This is a genomic window from Escherichia albertii NBRC 107761 = DSM 17582 (assembly GCF_000759775.1).
In the GTDB taxonomy this organism is placed as follows: Bacteria; Pseudomonadota; Gammaproteobacteria; order Enterobacterales; family Enterobacteriaceae; genus Escherichia; species Escherichia albertii.
In genome coordinates, this window is the sequence record NZ_BBMY01000024.1 from 1 (window position 1) to 17,683 (window position 17,683).

A 17,683-nucleotide genomic window follows, 5' to 3' on the forward strand; every position below is an offset into this window, starting at 1 on the left:
AGTTAACTATAACTAAACAGCAAAATGCCGGATAAACTCCGGCATTTTTGATTTTACGCTATCAGCTAGCTTTACGCTCATGCGCCTGACGATACGCCACCAAATCTTCGATGGTGACTAGCGCCATATTGTGTTTATTGGCGAACTTGATGCACTCTGGCGCGCGAGCCATAGTGCCATCATCATTAGTCAGTTCACACAGCACACCTGCAGGTTTAAACCCAGCCAGCGTCATCAGATCAATGGTGGCTTCCGTATGACCGCCACGTGTCAGTACGCCGCCCGCCTGCGCACGCAGTGGGAAAACGTGACCCGGACGATTCAAATCTGATGGTTTTGCACCATCGGCAATCGCCGCGCGAACGGTCGTAATACGGTCAGCAGCAGAAACACCGGTCGTCACACCTTCTGCCGCTTCAATGGTCACGGTGAAACCAGTGCCGTAGGCGCTGGTGTTATTTTCCACCATCATCGGCAGATCAAGTTGTTTACGACGATCTTCGGTGATACACAGGCAAACAATACCGCTGCCGTGGCGGATGGTCAGCGCCATCTGCTCTACAGTCATCGTTTCTGCCGGGAAGATCATATCGCCTTCATTTTCACGGTCTTCATCATCAAGCACCATTACACCGCGTCCTTCACGCAGTGCAACCAGCGCGTTTTCAACGCGTTCGAAAGGCGTACCAAAAGAGGAAAGTAGCGTCTGATTCATGGTAAAAAAACCTCACTAAAATTATGGTTACCAGAATCAGGGCAGTCTTAGGAGTGGCGGCATGCAGCCAAAATAACGTGAGCGGGTCCATGCCCGGCAGAATCGTTACTCTCTCCCATCCGGACTTTAACCGTCGGCCCCGGAATTACACCGGATCTGCTGTCCTCTGAGTTCACACTCAAAGCGCTCGCGGGCTTTCAACTGTGTTGATTTACCGCCGGTGGGGAATTTCGCCCCGCCCTGAGAATAAGCGGATTCACTATAACGCTAATGATTAGCGGCGGCAACGCATAGGTTCACATAATTCTGGTTTATGCCTTAGCCTTATCGCACTACAATGGCATCCAACACCTATCAGTACAGGGAAACAACAATGATTGACCCGAAAAAGATTGAACAAATTGCTCGCCAGATTCACGAATCAATGCCAAAAGGAATCAGGGAGTTCGGGGAAGATGTGGAGAAAAAAATCCGCCAGACCCTACAAGCACAACTGACACGCCTCGATTTGGTAAGCCGCGAAGAGTTCGATGTGCAGACACAAGTCCTGTTGCGGACTCGTGAGAAACTGGCGTTACTGGAACAACGCCTCAGTGAACTGGAAGCACGCAGCATCCCGGTAGCAGAAGAACAGACTCCACCGGTTGATAAGTCTGAATAAACAAAAACGGGCCAAATGGCCCGTAATATCAATGTTCTAATTCCAGTTCTCTGGTCTGCATCATCTGTTGGCAATACCAGGTATAGCGGGCGCAAAACCAGGTTCGATGTTCTTCATCCATGTTACCGGTGATGGCCAGAATATCGACCGGACGGCCTTCTGCATGCATTCTGGCAAAACTACGTGCCAAAAAATCAAAATTATTTAATGAATTAAGACTATGGTCCATAAGCACATCCTCCGGTTATCACATACCTTGTAAGGTCATATGCTTTTTCTGATTTCAGTATTCCCCATTCAGTGTAGCGGCTTTAAACATAACTTGCGTAAATATATTGTCTCGGATCACATTTTTTATCGAAAAATAAAAAGAACATTAGAACTCTTTTCCTTTTAAAACTTAGTCAAGTTATGTTATTATTAAAAAGCAAAATACAAGCAAAGAAATTATAATATAACGAACGATGCGTCACTAAATGGACAACGGAGTGACATATGATTTTATTTTCCGATTACAACACCCCGTACCTCTTTGCTATTTCCTTTGTACTGTTAATTGGTCTGCTGGAAATTATTGCCATCATCTGTGGTCATATGCTCTCCGGCGCTATTGATGCACATCTTGATCATTATGATTCCATCACCACAGGTAATATTAGCCAGGCGCTTCATTATCTCCATATTGGAAGATTGCCAGCTCTCGTCGTCCTCTGTCTGTTGGCCAGTTTTTTCGGTCTCATTGGCATTCTCCTGCAACATGTCTGCATCATGGTTTGTCAAACTCCGCTCACGAACCTGTTCGTTGTTCCTGTGAGCTTGCTGCTTGCCACTATTGCCGTTCATTATATTGGTAAGGTGATCGCGCCATGGCTTCCTCGCGATCATAGCTCTGCCATCACAGAAGAAGAATATATTGGCAGCATGGCGTTAATTACCGGTCATCAGGCAACATCTGGAACGCCCTGTGAAGGAAAACTCACCGATCAATTCGGTCAAATTCACTATTTATTGCTGGAGCCCGAAGAAGGGAAAACTTTTAATAAAGGTGACAGGGTTTTAATTATTTGCCGACTTTCTGCAACACGGTATTTGGCTGAAAACAATCCCTGGCCAAATATATTGTAAATATTTAATCAAAAGGAAATTTAATAATGGATGATATTGTTAATTTAGTGCCGTCATGGATGTTTATGGCGATTGTTACCGTATGCGTTCTGTTTATTATCGGTATTATTTTCGCGCGGCTTTATCGTCGGGCATCCGCCGTACAGGCATTTGTGCGTACCGGGTTAGGTGGACAAAAAGTGGTTATGAGCGGCGGCGCAATTGTTATGCCGATTTTCCATGAAATCATTCCTATCAATATGAACACCCTGAAACTGGAAGTCAGTCGCTCGACAATCGATAGTCTGATTACCAAAGATCGTATGCGTGTCGATGTGGTAGTCGCTTTCTTTGTGCGAGTTAAACCGTCGGTAGAAGGTATAGCCACAGCCGCCCAGACACTGGGGCAACGAACGCTATCACCGGAAGATTTACGTATGCTGGTCGAAGATAAATTCGTTGATGCCCTGCGCGCCACCGCGGCGCAAATGACTATGCATGAGTTACAGGATACCCGCGAAAACTTTGTTCAGGGCGTGCAAAATACGGTTGCAGAAGACCTGTCGAAAAACGGTCTTGAGCTCGAGAGCGTGTCACTCACCAACTTCAACCAAACCTCGAAAGAACATTTCAATCCGAATAACGCTTTCGATGCCGAAGGTCTGACAAAATTAACCCAGGAAACGGAACGTCGTCGTCGCGAACGTAACGAAGTTGAACAGGATGTAGAAGTTGCAGTGCGTGAGAAAAACCGTGATGCGCTGTCGCGGAAGCTAGAAATTGAGCAACAAGAAGCGTTTATGACGCTTGAGCAGGAACAACAAGTTAAAACCCGCACCGCCGAGCAGAATGCGAAAATTGCCGCTTTTGAAGCTGAACGTCGTCGTGAAGCGGAGCAAACACGAATTCTGGCTGAACGTCAAATTCAGGAAACCGAAATCGACCGTGAACAGGCCGTCCGCTCCAGAAAAGTTGAGGCAGAACGCGAGGTTCGCATTAAAGAAATTGAACAGCAGCAGGCTACCGAAATCGCTAACCAGACGAAATCGATCGCCATTGCCGCAAAATCAGAACAACAGTCGCAGGCGGAAGCGCGTGCTAACCTTGCTCTTGCGGAAGCCGTAAGCGCACAACAAAACGTGGAAACCACTCGTCAGACAGCCGAAGCCGATCGTGCCAAGCAGGTTGCGCTGATTGCTGCGGCGCAAGATGCCGAAACCAAAGCCGTTGAACTGACAGTACGGGCGAAAGCAGAAAAAGAAGCCGCAGAGATGCAGGCGGCGGCTATTGTTGAGCTAGCCGAAGCAACGCGTAAAAAAGGTCTGGCAGAAGCGGAAGCACAGCGTGCGTTGAACGACGCTATTAACGTGCTTTCTGACGAACAAACCAGCCTAAAATTCAAACTGGCATTGTTGCAGGCGCTGCCTGCGGTAATTGAGAAATCCGTAGAACCGATGAAGTCTATTGACGGCATCAAGATTATTCAGGTCGATGGTCTGAATCGTGGTGGCGCTGCGGGTGATGCAGGCACAGGTAGCGTTAATGGAGGAAACCTTGCAGAACAGGCATTATCTGCCGCCCTTTCTTACCGCACACAAGCACCGCTGATTGACTCCTTGCTCAATGAAATCGGTGTTTCTGGCGGCTCGCTGGCGGCATTAACTTCCCCCTTAACCACAACAACTCACATCGCAGAAATCGCAGAATAAATCTTCAGCTATAAAAATCCTCTGCCTCAAAAAGCCGGGGATTTTTTATATCTGCGTTCCGCTAAAAAGAGCAAATGATCAGGTTGTTGCAGCGTTTTTCGAGCCGACTCGGGGAAGAGAAAACGGCATCCGAGAAAACGTTGCGCAGGGTCTGGCACTCATCAACAATCGGGAGGCAGCAAGGGGCTGAAACGGGAACGCCCCTCCCGAGGAAGGGGCCTTACAGAAGGAAAGGGTTATGATGAAGCTCGTCATCATACTGATTGTGTTGTTACTCGTAAGTTTCGCAGCTTATTAACAGCCAATCAGAGGGGGGAGAAATCCTCCCTCACCCTTGTTCCTTTACTCTAGGTTGAAAAAACAACAGCGTCAAGAAGGTTTCGCTAACACATATCCCTGGCCCAAAAAGCCGGGGATTTTTTATATCTGCGTTCCGCTAAAAAGTACAAATGATCAGGCTATTACAGCGTTTTGCGAGTCGACTCGGGGAAGAGAAAACGGCATCAGAGAAAGCGTTGCGCAGGGTCTGGCGCTCATCAACAATCGGGGAGTCAGCAAGGGGCTGAAACGGGAAAGCCCCTCCCGAGGAAGGGGCCTTGTATAAGGAAAGGGTTATGATGAAGTTCGTCATCATACTGATTGTGCTGTTACTGTTAAGTTTCCCGACTTACTAACAACCAATTCAGAGGGGGGAGAAATCCTCCCTTACCCTTGTTCCTTTACTTTAGGTTGAAAAAACAACAGCGTCAATAGGTCTATCCGGCACAACGTGAGAACTGAGAACCGCTTTCCGGTTAGCCTTTTTTATCCTGTTGGATCTTCTTAATAATGTTAGTGGTCGAGCAACCGTCTTCGAAGTTGAGCACCAGCACTTCACCGCCATTGGCCCAGACTTCTTTACTCCCGGCAATCTCTTCCGGTTTATAGTCGCCGCCTTTCACCAGCAGATCGGGCAAGATCCCGGCAATCAGGCGCTGCGGCGTGTCCTCTTCAAACGACACCACCCAGTCGACCGATTCCAGCGCCCCCAATACAATCATACGCTGTTCGAGCGGGTTAACCGGGCGGGAATCCCCTTTCAGCCGTTTCGTTGAAGCATCGCTGTTCACTGCAACAATTAAGCGGTCCCCCAGTTTACGGGCGTTTGCCAGATAGGAGACGTGCCCGGCGTGGAGAATATCGAAGACGCCGTTGGTCATCACCACTTTTTCACCGCGTTTACGTGCCGCCGCTACAGCCAGTTTCAGTTCCTCTTCAGTCATCACGCCAAAGCCGGTGTCCGCACGTCCGCGCACTGCATTTTCCAGTTCAACAGGTGAAACCGTAGACGTTCCCAGTTTACCGACAACAACACCAGCCGCCGCATTAGCAAAGAAGCAGGCTTTTTCCAGTGAATTGCCCGCCGCCAGCGTTGCCGCCAGTACGCCAATTACCGTATCGCCCGCACCGGTAACGTCATACACTTCCTGCGCTTGGGTTGGCATATGCAGCGGAGCTTTACCCGGTTGCAGCAACGTCATTCCCTGTTCAGAACGCGTTACCAACAGCGCAGAGAGTTCGTAGTCGGCAATCAATTTCATGCCGCGTTCAACGATCTCTTCTTCGCTCTTACACTTACCGACAACAGCTTCAAATTCCGAAAGATTCGGCGTTAACAGCGTAGCGCCGCGGTAGCGCTCAAAATCGGTACCTTTTGGATCAATCAGTACCGGAACACCCGCTTTACGCGCCAGTTGAATCATCTGCTGCACGCTTGCCAGCGCGCCTTTGGCGTAGTCAGACAGAACCAGCGCGCCAATCGAACCCAGAGCCTGATTAATCCGCTCATGCAACGGCTGCGGATCAACACCTTCGAAACCTTCTTCGAAATCCAGACGAATCAGCTGCTGATTGCGGGAAAGTACCCGCAGTTTGGTGATGGTCGGATGCGTCGGCACAGAAACGAAGTCGCATTTTACGTTTACGTCGGCCAGAGATTTACTCAGCGTGCGCGCCGCATCGTCAATCCCTGTCAGCCCAACCAGGCGTGCGTTTGCGCCGAGAGAAGCGATGTTCATCGCCACGTTTGCCGCGCCGCCCGGACGTTCTTCGATGGTGTTCACTTTAACCACGGGCACCGGCGCTTCCGGCGAGATACGGCTGGTGGGACCGTACCAGTAACGATCCAGCATCACATCACCAACCACCATCACTCCTGCACGTTCAAACTCTGGCAGCGTTACTTTCATTCCTGTCTCCTGAGAGATTCAAAATTTGCGCGCGATAATACCATATTTCATTCTTCCACCAGCCACTTCTGCCAGCTTGCCCGCACCAGTTCACGCTCTGCGGTAAAGCAATCCTCCGGCACATGGCCCGGCAACTCTTGCAATGCCAGATGATGAAGTTCATCGCGAAGCGTCGTGTAAGCACGAGTCAGCGCCACCGCTTCCTGCTCTTCCATAATGTCGTTTTGTGCCAGCAGTTCCAGAATGCGCACATTGTCTGACCAGCGCGTTAACTTCGGTTTTTCATGAGCGTAGCGCAACACCAGATATTGAGTAATAAATTCGATATCGGTAATTCCGCCTTCATCAGCTTTGATATCAAAGCGATCGCGATGTTTATTACCAAGGTGAGCGCGCATTTTCTCGCGCATCTCCCGCACTTCTGTTTGCAAGGTTTTACCTTCGCGCGGCAGCGTCATAATCTCCCTACGCACCGCGTCAAAGTGCGCAGTGAGCTGTGGATCGCCATATACCACACGCGCACGTACCAGTGCCTGATGTTCCCACGTCCAGGCCTCGTTTTTCTGATAATCGGCAAACGCTTCTGCAGAAGTCACCAACATTCCTGCCGCCCCGGATGGGCGCAGTCGTGCATCCACTTCGTACAAAATGCCGGAAGAGGTGCGCGTGCTGAACAGGTGCATAATGCGTTGCGCCAGACGCAGATAAAACTGTCGCCCGTCGATTTCCCGTTCACCATCAGTTATCGCATCCATTGGGCAATCATGGAGGAAGATAAGATCAAGATCAGAGCTGTAGCCTAACTCCCAGCCGCCCAGCTTGCCGTAGCCGACCACCGCAAAACCACGGCCTTCGCGTTCGTTCAGGTGATTTGGCTTACCGTAGCGGGCAACCATTTGAACCCACGCCTGCTGAACGACGGCATCTATCATCGCTTCCGCCAGCCAGGTTAAGTGATCGCTCACTTTCATTACCGGCAGCGTACCGGCAATATCCGCCGCCGCGATGCGTAACAGTTGCGCCTGTTTGAACTGACGCAACGCCTCAAGCTGTTGTTCTTCGTCATCTTCCGGCACACGCAGCAAATACTGACGCAGTTCGTCACGGTAGGCGTCCGTTGCGGTCGGCTGGTAGAGCGTGTTGGGATCGAGCAGTTCGTCCAGCAATAATGGATAACGAGCCAGTTGGCTGGCGATCATTGGCGATGCAGCACACAGAGAAATCAAATGCTTAAGTGCCGCCGGGAATTCACTGAGTAATTCTAAATAGGTGGTGCGGGTAACAATCCCCACCAGCAAGGCGGTAATGCGCGACAGCGTGACAGCAGCGTCTTCACGCGCGCAGACATCACTTAGCAAATGCGGCATCAGATGGTCGAGCACCTGACGTCCACGCGGCCCGATAGTGCGCTTATCCAGCTCTTTGCGGAAATCGGCTATCAGCATCAGCACTTGTTTACGATCATCCTCGCAGAGATGCGCCAACACAGGCGTAGTGTCATCTTCCTGCAATACATCCTGCCACAACTCACGCCACTGTTCCGACAGTGACTCTTCCTGAGTTTCGCTTTCATCGTCGCCAATGAGTTCGTTAAACACCCGGCGCACATTGGTCATATGTCCGGTCAGCGCCCCGGTCAATTGCGGCCAGTCAGCAAAGTCCATCGCCCACGCCAGCCGCGCACGGTTAAGTTCATCAGCAGGAAGCGTCTGGGTTTGTTCGTCATTAATGCTTTGCAGCAGGTTTTCCAGGCGCCGCAGGAACAGATACGCTGCCCGCAATTGTTCGGCATCGTTTTCAGAAAGCAGATTCAGTGCGGCAATAGCGCTGAGCGTGGGCAGTAAAGAGCGCGATTGCAGCGACGGTTCACGCCCGCCGCGAATAAGCTGGAACACCTGGACGATAAATTCAATTTCGCGAATACCGCCCGCACCAAGTTTAATGTTGTCGGTCAAACCACGACGGCGCACTTCACGGGCAATCATCCCTTTCATGTTGCGCAGCGACTGGATCACGCTGAAATCAATGTAACGGCGGAAGACAAACGGGCGTAGCATCGAACGCAATTCGTTAGCATAGACGCCATCGCTATCGCCCATAATCCGCGCCTTGACCATGGCGTAACGCTCCCAGTCGCGCCCCTGCTCCTGGTAATAATCTTCCAGCGCGGCAAAACTCAGTACCAGCGGACCACTTTCGCCAAAAGGACGCAGCCGCATATCCACGCGATAGACAAAACCATCTTGTGTGGGCTGATCCAGCACTTTAATCAGCCGCTGGCCCATACGGGTAAAGAACTGAGCGTTATCCAGTTCGCGGCGTCCGCCCTGCGTGCAACCATGCTCAGGCCAGGCAAAAATCAAATCGATATCTGAAGAGAAATTCAGTTCGCCGCCGCCCAGCTTACCCATGCCTAAAATCAGCAGCGGTTGCGCTTCGCCCTGCGCATTGCACGGCGTTCCCCACTCACGACAGCAGGCGTCATACAGCCAGTCGCGCGCGGCGACAATCAGTGTCTCCGCCAGATGACTCAACTGCTGCAAAATACTCTCTTCAGCAACCAGCGTCAGCGTTTGCGCCCAGGCGATGCGCACCATAATGCGCCGCCGGAACAGCCGCAGTTCACGCATTAACCCAGCCTCGTCACTCACATGACTGAGCGCCTCCTGCAACCATGCAGCGTAATGCTGCCATTCGTCGGCCTGCGGTGGTTCGCTTTCCAGTTCCTTCAGCCACTCTGGATGCGCAATCACGCTGTCCTGCACAAAATCACTGAAAGTAAGTACTGACTTCGCCTGTATGCTAAGTGATTCCTCGGCTAAAGGCGCTGGCAGCCGCTCAACAACGGTCTGCCAGTACTGCTGTAACGATGAAGAGAGCGGCTTCATAAGCAATTTTATCCTTGCCAGATTAACGTTTTCCGCTGTGCAACCAGAACGGTTCCTGATTGTTTGCCTCGTTACGGAAATGTTCAATTTCAATACGTTGCCCGGTCACAATGGCACGACGCAGTCCCTGCCAGTTCTCCAGCCAGGCTTGCGCAACAAGGGGATCGTAGTAACCCGCCAGCAGCAGTATAGAGTCGATATCACGCGTCAGGCGCGGCAACTGGTCACGATAGCGATCGCCCAGCGGCTGGCAAAAAACGCTTTTCAGTTCGGCAGCATGGCGGGAAAGATGGATATCGGCAAAGCGTTTAAAAGAATCGCTGATTTTTCCCTGCGCTTTGGCATCTAAAAACGGTTGCCAGGCTTTGCTCACCAGCCATTCGGTCAACGCCAGTTTCGCCATCGCCGTTTCGGTGGAGTAGACCGCCGTCGTGGCAGAAACCGCAGAAGCAATCGTCGCCTCGCATTGGGTCAGCAAGTCACGTAAGTGAGTGCTCGCTTTGCGTGGAACAATGCCGCCGAACAGCATCAGCGTATGACGAACCAGGTCAATGGCTGCCAGCACCTGCTCTTTCGCCGCATCGTTGCCGCGTACCCACAGTTCTTCATGATACTGCCATTGCGCTAACGCCAGCTCCAGTGCCGCTTCCAGCCCCTGTTCCACGTTAGCTTTTGCCGCAACATGCAAAATGGTAGTGGGTTTAATTTCACGCACAGGATTGCCCTGCGCCAGATGGTAACCGCGCGCCGCTTTGCTCAGGCTGCCCTGGCGTAATCCGGCTTGCGATACCAGTTGATTCGCCAGTTTCAGCACTGCACGTGTTTCTCCGCTGAGTAATTCCAGCTCCAGCTCACTGATAGGTTCAGCAAATTCCCCTGCTTTCACCTCGCCCTGGTCGAGGGCAATTTCAATCTGGCTGCCATCAACCTCCACCAGCCATTTTTCGCGATAAAAATCGGTACTGAACAGCGGCTGCACGCGGGAAGCGAGATCGGCAGGTAACTCGCCGTTCGGCCAGACTTCCGTTGGTAACTGCGCAAGGTCGAGCGTCGGTTCGCTCAACGCCACATTATATTCCGGGCGCTGGTGTAAGCCGCCAGTCACTCTCCCTGCGACTTTCATGGTCATCTCATAGCGACCGTTTTCACCACGAATACGCAGACCCATATCGTGCCCACGCAGCCAGTTATCTGGCGTTTCGTAGTAAATATTCAGCAACTGCACGGGGTCATGGTGCTCGCCGCCCAACGTATTGAGATGGTCACGTAACGCCTCAACGGCACTGTGATTAACAATAAACTTTAATTCGATTTCCTGAGCCATGGCCTTTACTTACTGGTTGTGTCACATAAGTGACGATGAACGGCGAACTTAATGCGATCTTTCTTGTCAGTAGATAGTATTTTGCGCCAAATTGCCATGCAACGGGCAATTTGACGGGCGTAAAAGTTTGAAGCAGTGGCAAAACCTGACACAGAGGATTCCGATTGATACCGAATGCTTTGCGTAGCGACACTGATGCCACTACTATCGTTCCACTTTCCATGACAATAACGACAGCCTGATGCCAAAATTACGCCTGATCGGATTAACTTTACTCGCACTTAGCGCCACTGCCGTCTCACACGCCGAAGAAAAGCGCTATGTTTCTGACGAACTGAACACCTGGGTCCGCAGCGGTCCGGGGGATAATTATCGCCTCGTGGGCACGGTTAATGCCGGCGAGGAAGTGACCTTATTACAAACTGACGCCAACACCAATTATGCCCAGGTGAAAGACAGCTCCGGTCGTACTGTCTGGATCCCGTTGAAACAACTGAGCACAGAGCCAAGTCTGCGCACCCGCGTGCCAGATCTGGAAAATCAGGTCAAAACGCTGACCGATAAGCTCACCAATATCGATAACACCTGGAATCAGCGCACCGCAGAAATGCAGCAAAAAGTGGCGCAGAGCGACAGCGTAATCAACGGGTTAAAAAAAGAGAATCAGAAGCTAAAAAACGAACTGATTGTCGCCCAGAAAAAGGTCGATGCCGCTAGCGTACAGTTAGATGACAAACAGCGCACCATCATCATGCAGTGGTTTATGTATGGCGGCGGCGTGCTGGGGCTTGGCTTGCTGCTCGGCCTGATACTGCCGCACCTGATCCCCAGCCGCAAACGCAAAGATCGCTGGATGAACTAAATCGCCTTCTTCGTTGCACTGTCTTATTATTGGGGATTGTGTATTTGACGAAGGGAAGATGGCGTGAAGATTTATCTGGTCGGTGGTGCGGTTCGGGATGCGTTGTTAGGGCTACCGGTCAAAGACCGAGATTGGGTAGTTGTCGGCGGCACGCCACAGGAAATGCTCGACGCGGGCTACCAACAGGTAGGCCGCGATTTTCCTGTTTTTCTGCATCCGCAAACCCATGAAGAGTATGCGCTGGCGCGTACCGAGCGGAAATCCGGTTCCGGTTATACTGGTTTTACCTGCTATGCCGCGCCAGATGTTACGCTGGAAGATGATCTTAAGCGTCGTGATTTAACCATCAACGCACTGGCCCAGAATGATGACGGCGAAATTATCGATCCGTACAACGGTCTGGGCGATCTACAAAATCGTCTGTTACGTCATGTTTCCCCCGCCTTTGGCGAGGATCCGCTACGCGTACTGCGCGTGGCGCGTTTTGCTGCACGTTATGCCCACCTCGGTTTTCGTATTGCCGATGAAACCCTGGTGCTGATGCGCGAGATGACTCACGCTGGCGAACTGGAACACCTGACACCAGAACGGGTGTGGAAAGAAACGGAAAGCGCCCTCACCACACGTAATCCACACGTGTTCTTCCAGGTACTGCGCGATTGCGGCGCACTGCGCGTTTTATTCCCGGAAATTGACGTGCTGTTTGGCGTTCCGGCACCCGCCAAGTGGCACCCGGAAATCGACACAGGCATTCACACCTTAATGACGCTGTCGATGGCAGCGATGCTGAGTCCGCAGGTCGATGTCCGGTTTGCGACCTTATGCCACGATCTCGGTAAAGGACTGACGCCGCCAGAACTTTGGCCGCGCCATCATGGTCACGGTCCGGCGGGCGTAAAGTTAGTGGAACAACTGTGCCAGCGTTTACGCGTGCCAAATGAAATTCGCGATTTAGCCAAACTGGTGGCTGAGTTTCACGATCTCATCCACACCTTCCCAATGCTGAATCCGAAAACTATTGTTAAATTGTTTGATTCTATTGACGCCTGGCGTAAACCGCAGCGTGTCGAGCAACTGGCGTTGACCAGCGAGGCCGATGTACGCGGCAGAACCGGCTTTGAATCGGCGGACTACCCGCAAGGACGCTGGTTGCGCGAAGCCTGGGAAGTGGCACAGTCAGTGCCGACAAAAGCCGTCGTTGAAGCGGGATTCAAAGGTGTAGAGATTCGCGAGGAGCTGACTCGCCGCCGGATTGCAGCGGTCGCCAACTGGAAGGAACAGCGTTGCCCAAAACCAGAGTGAGTGCGGGGCATTTTGCCGGATGCGACGTAAACGCTTTATCCGGCTACATGTCAACGACGGTTGTAGGTCGGATAAGACGCGCCAGCATCGCATCAGGCATTGATTGCCGGATGCGGCGTGAGCGCCTTATCCGGCCTACGCAATCGTGGACAATTCCAGGCATCCGACACTGTTCTTTACATCAAAAGAACACGACGTACACCGCTGCTGCCACAATAAAGCGATAAATGGCAAACGGGATAAACGAAATCCGCTTAATCAGTTGCAGGAAGGTTTTAATCGCAATCAGCGCCACCACGAAGGCAGTGATAAACCCAACGGCAAACATCGGGATATCGCCAGTCGTCAGGAACCCCCAGCTTTTGTAGAGATCGAGCGCCGTTGCGCCCATCATCATCGGCACCGCCAGCAGGAACGAGAACTCGGAAGCGGCATAACGGCTCACGCCCATCAGCATCCCGCCGGAAATGGTCGCCCCGGAGCGGGAGAAGCCCGGCCACAGCGCCAGACACTGGAAGCAGCCAATCATAAACGCCTGGCGATAAGTCATATCGTCCAGCCCCGGCGCACGCGGCTCTTTCGGCTTCAGGCATTCGGCGGCAATCAGCAACAGACCGCCAACGACCAGCGCATACATGACATTAACCGGGTTAAACAATGACTTAATCGTGTCGTGGAATAACAGTCCCAGCACTACCGCCGGAACCATCCCCAGCAGAATGTGGATCAGCGTTAGACGGCCTTTGCTTTCTCCTTCATGCTGTAGCGGACGACCAAAGTGAATGCCAATCAGGCCAAACAGACGGCGCCAGAACATCACTACCACAGCCAGAATCGATCCTAACTGGATGACGACTTCAAAGGTTTTCGCCGTATCGCCTTCAAATCCCAACAAATGACCGACAATAATCATATGGCCCGTGCTGGATACCGGCAGAAATTCTGTCAATCCTTCGACCACACCCAATATTGCCGCTATTAGCAGCGAGTGCATATCGCTCATCAATAAACCCCTAAATTATAAAAATATACCGCGTGTCCAAACGACAGCAGTATGACCTGGTTATAACCGTTTGGTTTAATAACTGTAAAATTAATTATTTTCTTTCAGATTATTGCCACGCTCAATAATGACGCCAACATTCGCCGCACGCGCCACTGCGCCCGGTTTGCTAAGTTTGATACGCACCCACGGCGAGTTAAAGCGAGTCAACAGCAATTCAGCCACCTCTTCCGCCACGCGTTCCACCAGTGCAAAACGTGCGCCCTCGACGTGATGGATCACCGTTTCTGCGATGTCGGCATAGCTGAGGCAATCCACCACATCATCGCTTTTCGCCGCTTTGCGGTTATCCCACGCCATTTCGATATCGAACACCAGCTTCTGTTCGATGGTCTGTTCCCAGTCGTAAACACCAATAGTGGTGATTACCGAAAGTTGCTCTATAAATACAATATCCATCACGTCCTGCCTGCTTTTTGGCTAACCGGATACCACTTCCGGCGAAATGTGCGTATTATCCACAGATTCATCGTTGAACACGAATTTTCAAAACGGAACAGCTTATGAGTGCAATCGCGCCTGGAATGATCCTCATCGCGTACCTCTGCGGCTCTATTTCCAGTGCCATCCTGGTTTGCCGCCTGTGTGGGCTGCCCGATCCGCGAACCAGCGGCTCCGGTAATCCTGGCGCAACCAATGTGTTACGTATCGGTGGCAAGGGAGCAGCCGTAGCAGTACTGGTTTTCGACGTTCTGAAAGGAATGTTGCCCGTCTGGGGCGCATATGCATTAGGCGTCAGCCCCTTCTGGCTCGGCCTGATTGCCATTGCCGCCTGTCTGGGGCACATCTGGCCGATCTTCTTCGGTTTCAAAGGAGGAAAAGGCGTAGCCACCGCATTTGGCGCTATCGCCCCAATTGGCTGGGATCTAACAGGAGTAATGGCGGGAACCTGGCTACTTACCGTGCTATTAAGCGGATATTCGTCGCTGGGGGCGATTGTCAGCGCGCTAATTGCGCCTTTTTACGTGTGGTGGTTTAAGCCCCAATTCACTTTCCCGGTCTCGATGCTCTCTTGCCTGATTCTGTTACGTCATCATGACAACATCCAGCGTTTGTGGCGTCGTCAGGAGACGAAAATCTGGACGAAATTCAAAAGAAAGCGTGAAAAAGATCCCGAGTGATTTCTGGCGGCCCTACAAAACCTGATACCCCTCATTGGGTTTACCCAGACGCTGTTGGCACCACGCCGCCAGAAACTCCACGCAGACACGTAATTTCATACTGCGATAAAGCGGTTCCCGATAGACCGCCCAAATATTAGCACTTTGCGCATATTCCGGTAACACCCGAACCAGCTTACCGCTTGCCAGAAACGGCTGCACATCCCACTCGGAACGCAACATAATTCCTTTGCCCTCCAGCGCCCATTGCAACACAATCTCACCGCTATTGGAGGAAAGATGCCCACTCACCTTCACCGACTTTTTCTCCTGTCCGTTCCCCAACTCCCATATTCCGTGAGTCATATCACGCTCTTTAGTCACCAGGCAGTCATGACGGCTTAATTCCTGTAATGATTGCGGCAGGGGATATTTTTGCAGATACTCAGGCGCTGCACATAATATTCTTTTATTTTTCGTTAACAGATGTGCTATATAATAATCAGGAATTTCATCGTTAATCCGAATATCCAGATCAATATTATCCTGCACTAAATCAATTTGCCGATCGAACAATTCAAAATGCACCTGCAACTCGGGGTAATTGCGCATCAATTCGGTAATGGCTGGTGCAATATAACTGCGACCAAAACCAAAACTGCAACCAATACGAATCATTCCTTCTGGACGCGTTTTGATTTGTGTGACGTCATCGACCAGCCGCTGATATTGCGTGAGGATTTCTAACGCATGTTCATAGCAACGTTGACCGCTTTCGGTTAGCGCCACACCGCGGGCAGAGCGATTAAGTAGCGTCGTTGCCAGCGTGTTTTCAAGGATTTGGATCCGTTTAGTGACAAAAGCAGGCGTCTGCCCAAGCGCAGCGGCGGCGGCACTAAAACTGCCGCAATGGACGATTTCTACCAGTACCTGCAAATCCTTAGCCAGAGGCCATGTATTCAGCATCATTCATTGTCCGCAGTTTTGATAAGCGAAGTGTATTTCGCCAGGCATTTCTATTCTCTGCTCTGGCGCAATATTCATCTTTATTTTCGCGCTGATTCACGAACTGTTAATTACATATTCACGGTAGCAAAAAATATAAAACCACACTTTTAGTGGTAGTTTGTGGTAGTGAATTTTTCCAGACAAATACAAAAACTGGAGTTGCTATGAGCGAATGTAATAAACAACAGGCAGTAAATAAGCTGACAGATATTGTCGCTAACTTTACTGCAATGATTTCCACTCGTATGCCCGACGACGTAGTGGATAAATTAAAACAGCTACGGGATGCCGAGGCGTCGGCAATGGGAAAAATTATCTACCACACGATGTTCGACAACATGCAAAAAGCGATCGACCTCAATCGCCCTGCTTGTCAGGACACCGGGGAAATCATGTTTTTCGTTAAAGTCGGTTCTCGCTTCCCGTTGCTTGGCGAGCTGCAAAGTATTCTTAAGCAAGCCGTGGAAGATGCAACTGTCAAAGCCCCGCTACGCCACAACGCAGTAGAAATTTTTGACGAAGTGAATACCGGCAAAAATACCGGCAGCGGCGTACCGTGGGTAACCTGGGACGTCATTCCCGACGGTGACGATGCGGAAATTGAAGTTTACATGGCAGGCGGCGGCTGCACATTACCAGGCCGCTCGAAAGTGTTAATGCCATCGGAAGGCTACGAAGGGGTAGTGAAATTCGTCTTTGAAAATATTTCTACTCTCGCGGTAAACGCCTGTCCGCCGGTACTGGTGGGCGTGGGCATCGCCACCTCGGTGGAAACCGCCGCCGTTCTCTCGCGTAAAGCCATTTTGCGCCCGATTGGCAGCCGACATCCCAACCCGAAAGCCGCAGAGCTGGAGCTACGCCTCGAAGAAGGACTCAACCGTCTGGGGATTGGTCCACAAGGGCTGACAGGCAACAGTTCAGTAATGGGTGTTCATATCGAATCTGCCGCTCGCCATCCATCAACCATCGGTGTTGCTGTTTCTACAGGTTGCTGGGCACATCGCCGCGGTACGCTGCGGGTTCATGCCGATCTCACCTTTGAAAATCTGTCTCACACCCGGAGCGCGTTATGAAAAAGATCCTGACAACCCCGCTCAACGCTGAAGATCTGCAAGATATTCGCGTCGGCGATGTGATCTACCTGACCGGTACGCTGGTGACCTGCCGCGACGTTTGCCATCGCCGTTTGATCGAACTTAAACGTCCGCTCCCTTACGATCTCAACGGCAAGGCGATTTTCCACGCTGGCCCTATCGTGCGTAAAAACGGCGATAAATGGGAGATGGTGTCTGTTGGCCCGACGACCAGTATGCGGATGGAAAGTTTTGAACGTGAATTTATCGAACAGACTGGCGTAAAACTGGTAGTCGGCAAAGGCGGAATGGGGCCGCTGACCGAAGAAGGTTGCCAGAAATTTAAGGCACTGCATGTAATTTTCCCGGCAGGTTGCGCGGTTCTGGCGGCAACTCAGGTGGAAGAGATTGAAGAGGTGCACTGGACAGAACTCGGGATGCCGGAGTCGTTGTGGGTATGCCGGGTCAAAGAGTTCGGTCCGCTGATTGTCTCTATTGATACCCACGGCAACAACCTGATAGCCGAGAACAAAAAACTGTTCGCCGAACGCCGCGATCCTATCGTGGAAGAGATCTGCGAGCACGTCCATTACATCAAATAACCTTCACGGAGAGGCTCGCCCCTCTCCGTTTTCGCAGGCATAAC

General features: G+C 51.5%; 18 protein-coding genes and 1 riboswitch. Of the genes, 10 read left to right on the forward strand and 8 right to left on the reverse strand.

Features of this window, described 5'->3' with window-relative positions; genetic code table 11:
• Positions 1-61 precede the first annotated feature (61 nt).
• Positions 62-715, reverse strand: coding sequence for a 3,4-dihydroxy-2-butanone-4-phosphate synthase (ribB, locus tag EA14781_RS06645; RefSeq protein ID WP_001077007.1), 654 nt, complete (start codon positions 713-715; stop codon positions 62-64).
• A gap of 103 nt (positions 716-818) precedes the next feature.
• Positions 819-967, reverse strand: a riboswitch (FMN riboswitch).
• Between the two features lie 121 nt (positions 968-1,088).
• Here ribB and ubiK point away from each other — a divergent pair.
• On the forward strand, positions 1,089-1,376 hold the full coding sequence (gene ubiK, locus EA14781_RS06650; RefSeq protein ID WP_000566822.1) for a ubiquinone biosynthesis accessory factor UbiK: 288 nt from the start codon (positions 1,089-1,091) through the stop codon (positions 1,374-1,376).
• Positions 1,377-1,404: 28 nt separating this feature from the next.
• Here the strand turns inward: ubiK and glgS are convergent, their stop codons facing one another.
• Positions 1,405-1,605: a cell surface composition regulator GlgS gene (glgS, locus tag EA14781_RS06655; protein WP_000350094.1), complete on the reverse strand. Its 201-nt coding sequence runs from the start codon at positions 1,603-1,605 to the stop codon at positions 1,405-1,407.
• A gap of 266 nt (positions 1,606-1,871) precedes the next feature.
• Between glgS and EA14781_RS06660 the strand changes: the two genes are divergently transcribed.
• From EA14781_RS06660 to EA14781_RS24710, 4 genes are all read left to right on the forward strand, one after another.
• Entirely contained in the window at positions 1,872-2,501 is a 630-nt protein-coding gene (locus EA14781_RS06660) for an OB-fold-containig protein (RefSeq protein ID WP_000600173.1), read from the forward strand.
• Between the two features lie 26 nt (positions 2,502-2,527).
• On the forward strand, positions 2,528-4,189 hold the full coding sequence (locus EA14781_RS06665) for a flotillin family protein (protein ID WP_000341013.1): 1,662 nt from the start codon (positions 2,528-2,530) through the stop codon (positions 4,187-4,189).
• A 238-nt stretch (positions 4,190-4,427) separates the two neighbouring features.
• Positions 4,428-4,487: a type I toxin-antitoxin system Ibs family toxin gene (locus EA14781_RS24705; protein WP_001387081.1), complete on the forward strand. Its 60-nt coding sequence runs from the start codon at positions 4,428-4,430 to the stop codon at positions 4,485-4,487.
• 316 nt (positions 4,488-4,803) lie between these two features.
• Positions 4,804-4,863 (forward strand): type I toxin-antitoxin system Ibs family toxin, encoded by a 60-nt coding sequence (locus EA14781_RS24710; protein ID WP_071821827.1) that lies wholly within the window; start codon positions 4,804-4,806, stop codon positions 4,861-4,863.
• Positions 4,864-4,983: 120 nt separating this feature from the next.
• Here the strand turns inward: EA14781_RS24710 and hldE are convergent, their stop codons facing one another.
• From hldE to ygiF, 3 genes are read right to left on the reverse strand one after another with little or no spacing between them, the layout of a single operon-like run.
• On the reverse strand, positions 4,984-6,417 hold the full coding sequence (gene hldE, locus EA14781_RS06680) for a bifunctional D-glycero-beta-D-manno-heptose-7-phosphate kinase/D-glycero-beta-D-manno-heptose 1-phosphate adenylyltransferase HldE (RefSeq protein ID WP_000869195.1): 1,434 nt from the start codon (positions 6,415-6,417) through the stop codon (positions 4,984-4,986).
• 47 nt (positions 6,418-6,464) lie between these two features.
• Entirely contained in the window at positions 6,465-9,305 is a 2,841-nt protein-coding gene (gene glnE / locus EA14781_RS06685; RefSeq protein WP_002461180.1) for a bifunctional [glutamate--ammonia ligase]-adenylyl-L-tyrosine phosphorylase/[glutamate--ammonia-ligase] adenylyltransferase, read from the reverse strand.
• Positions 9,306-9,327: 22 nt separating this feature from the next.
• Complete coding sequence (gene ygiF, locus EA14781_RS06690; protein ID WP_000046296.1) at positions 9,328-10,629, reverse strand: inorganic triphosphatase; 1,302 nt, start codon at positions 10,627-10,629, stop codon at positions 9,328-9,330.
• Between the two features lie 241 nt (positions 10,630-10,870).
• Between ygiF and EA14781_RS06700 the strand changes: the two genes are divergently transcribed.
• The gene (locus EA14781_RS06700) at positions 10,871-11,491 is read left to right on the forward strand and encodes a TIGR04211 family SH3 domain-containing protein (RefSeq protein ID WP_001125321.1); all 621 of its coding nucleotides are present in this window, start codon (positions 10,871-10,873) and stop codon (positions 11,489-11,491) included.
• A gap of 63 nt (positions 11,492-11,554) precedes the next feature.
• On the forward strand, positions 11,555-12,793 hold the full coding sequence (gene cca / locus EA14781_RS06705) for a fused tRNA nucleotidyltransferase/2',3'-cyclic phosphodiesterase/2' nucleotidase/phosphatase Cca (protein WP_000708464.1): 1,239 nt from the start codon (positions 11,555-11,557) through the stop codon (positions 12,791-12,793).
• A gap of 181 nt (positions 12,794-12,974) precedes the next feature.
• Here the strand turns inward: cca and bacA are convergent, their stop codons facing one another.
• Both bacA and folB read right to left on the reverse strand, forming a co-directional pair.
• The gene (gene bacA, locus EA14781_RS06710; protein ID WP_024164710.1) at positions 12,975-13,796 is read right to left on the reverse strand and encodes an undecaprenyl-diphosphate phosphatase; all 822 of its coding nucleotides are present in this window, start codon (positions 13,794-13,796) and stop codon (positions 12,975-12,977) included.
• A 90-nt stretch (positions 13,797-13,886) separates the two neighbouring features.
• Positions 13,887-14,255, reverse strand: coding sequence for a bifunctional dihydroneopterin aldolase/7,8-dihydroneopterin epimerase (folB, locus tag EA14781_RS06715; protein ID WP_002461178.1), 369 nt, complete (start codon positions 14,253-14,255; stop codon positions 13,887-13,889).
• A gap of 104 nt (positions 14,256-14,359) precedes the next feature.
• On the opposite strand from folB, the gene plsY reads away from it, so the two are divergent.
• A complete protein-coding gene (plsY, locus tag EA14781_RS06720) occupies positions 14,360-14,977 on the forward strand; it encodes a glycerol-3-phosphate 1-O-acyltransferase PlsY (RefSeq protein ID WP_001272802.1) in 618 nt (205 codons plus the stop codon).
• Between the two features lie 12 nt (positions 14,978-14,989).
• Here plsY and ttdR read toward each other — a convergent pair whose 3' ends face one another.
• Positions 14,990-15,922 carry an L-tartrate utilization transcriptional activator TtdR gene (ttdR, locus tag EA14781_RS06725; RefSeq protein ID WP_002461177.1) on the reverse strand — a complete coding sequence of 311 codons (933 nt, stop codon included), beginning with the start codon at positions 15,920-15,922 and terminating at the stop codon, positions 14,990-14,992.
• Between the two features lie 206 nt (positions 15,923-16,128).
• Here ttdR and ttdA point away from each other — a divergent pair, with 206 nt between their 5' ends.
• Complete coding sequence (gene ttdA, locus EA14781_RS06730) at positions 16,129-17,037, forward strand: L(+)-tartrate dehydratase subunit alpha (RefSeq protein WP_001287667.1); 909 nt, start codon at positions 16,129-16,131, stop codon at positions 17,035-17,037.
• On the forward strand, positions 17,034-17,639 hold the full coding sequence (gene ttdB / locus EA14781_RS06735; RefSeq protein ID WP_000722970.1) for a L(+)-tartrate dehydratase subunit beta: 606 nt from the start codon (positions 17,034-17,036) through the stop codon (positions 17,637-17,639). Before ttdA ends, ttdB begins: the two co-directional genes overlap by 4 nt.
• The last annotated feature ends 44 nt before the right edge of the window (positions 17,640-17,683 follow it).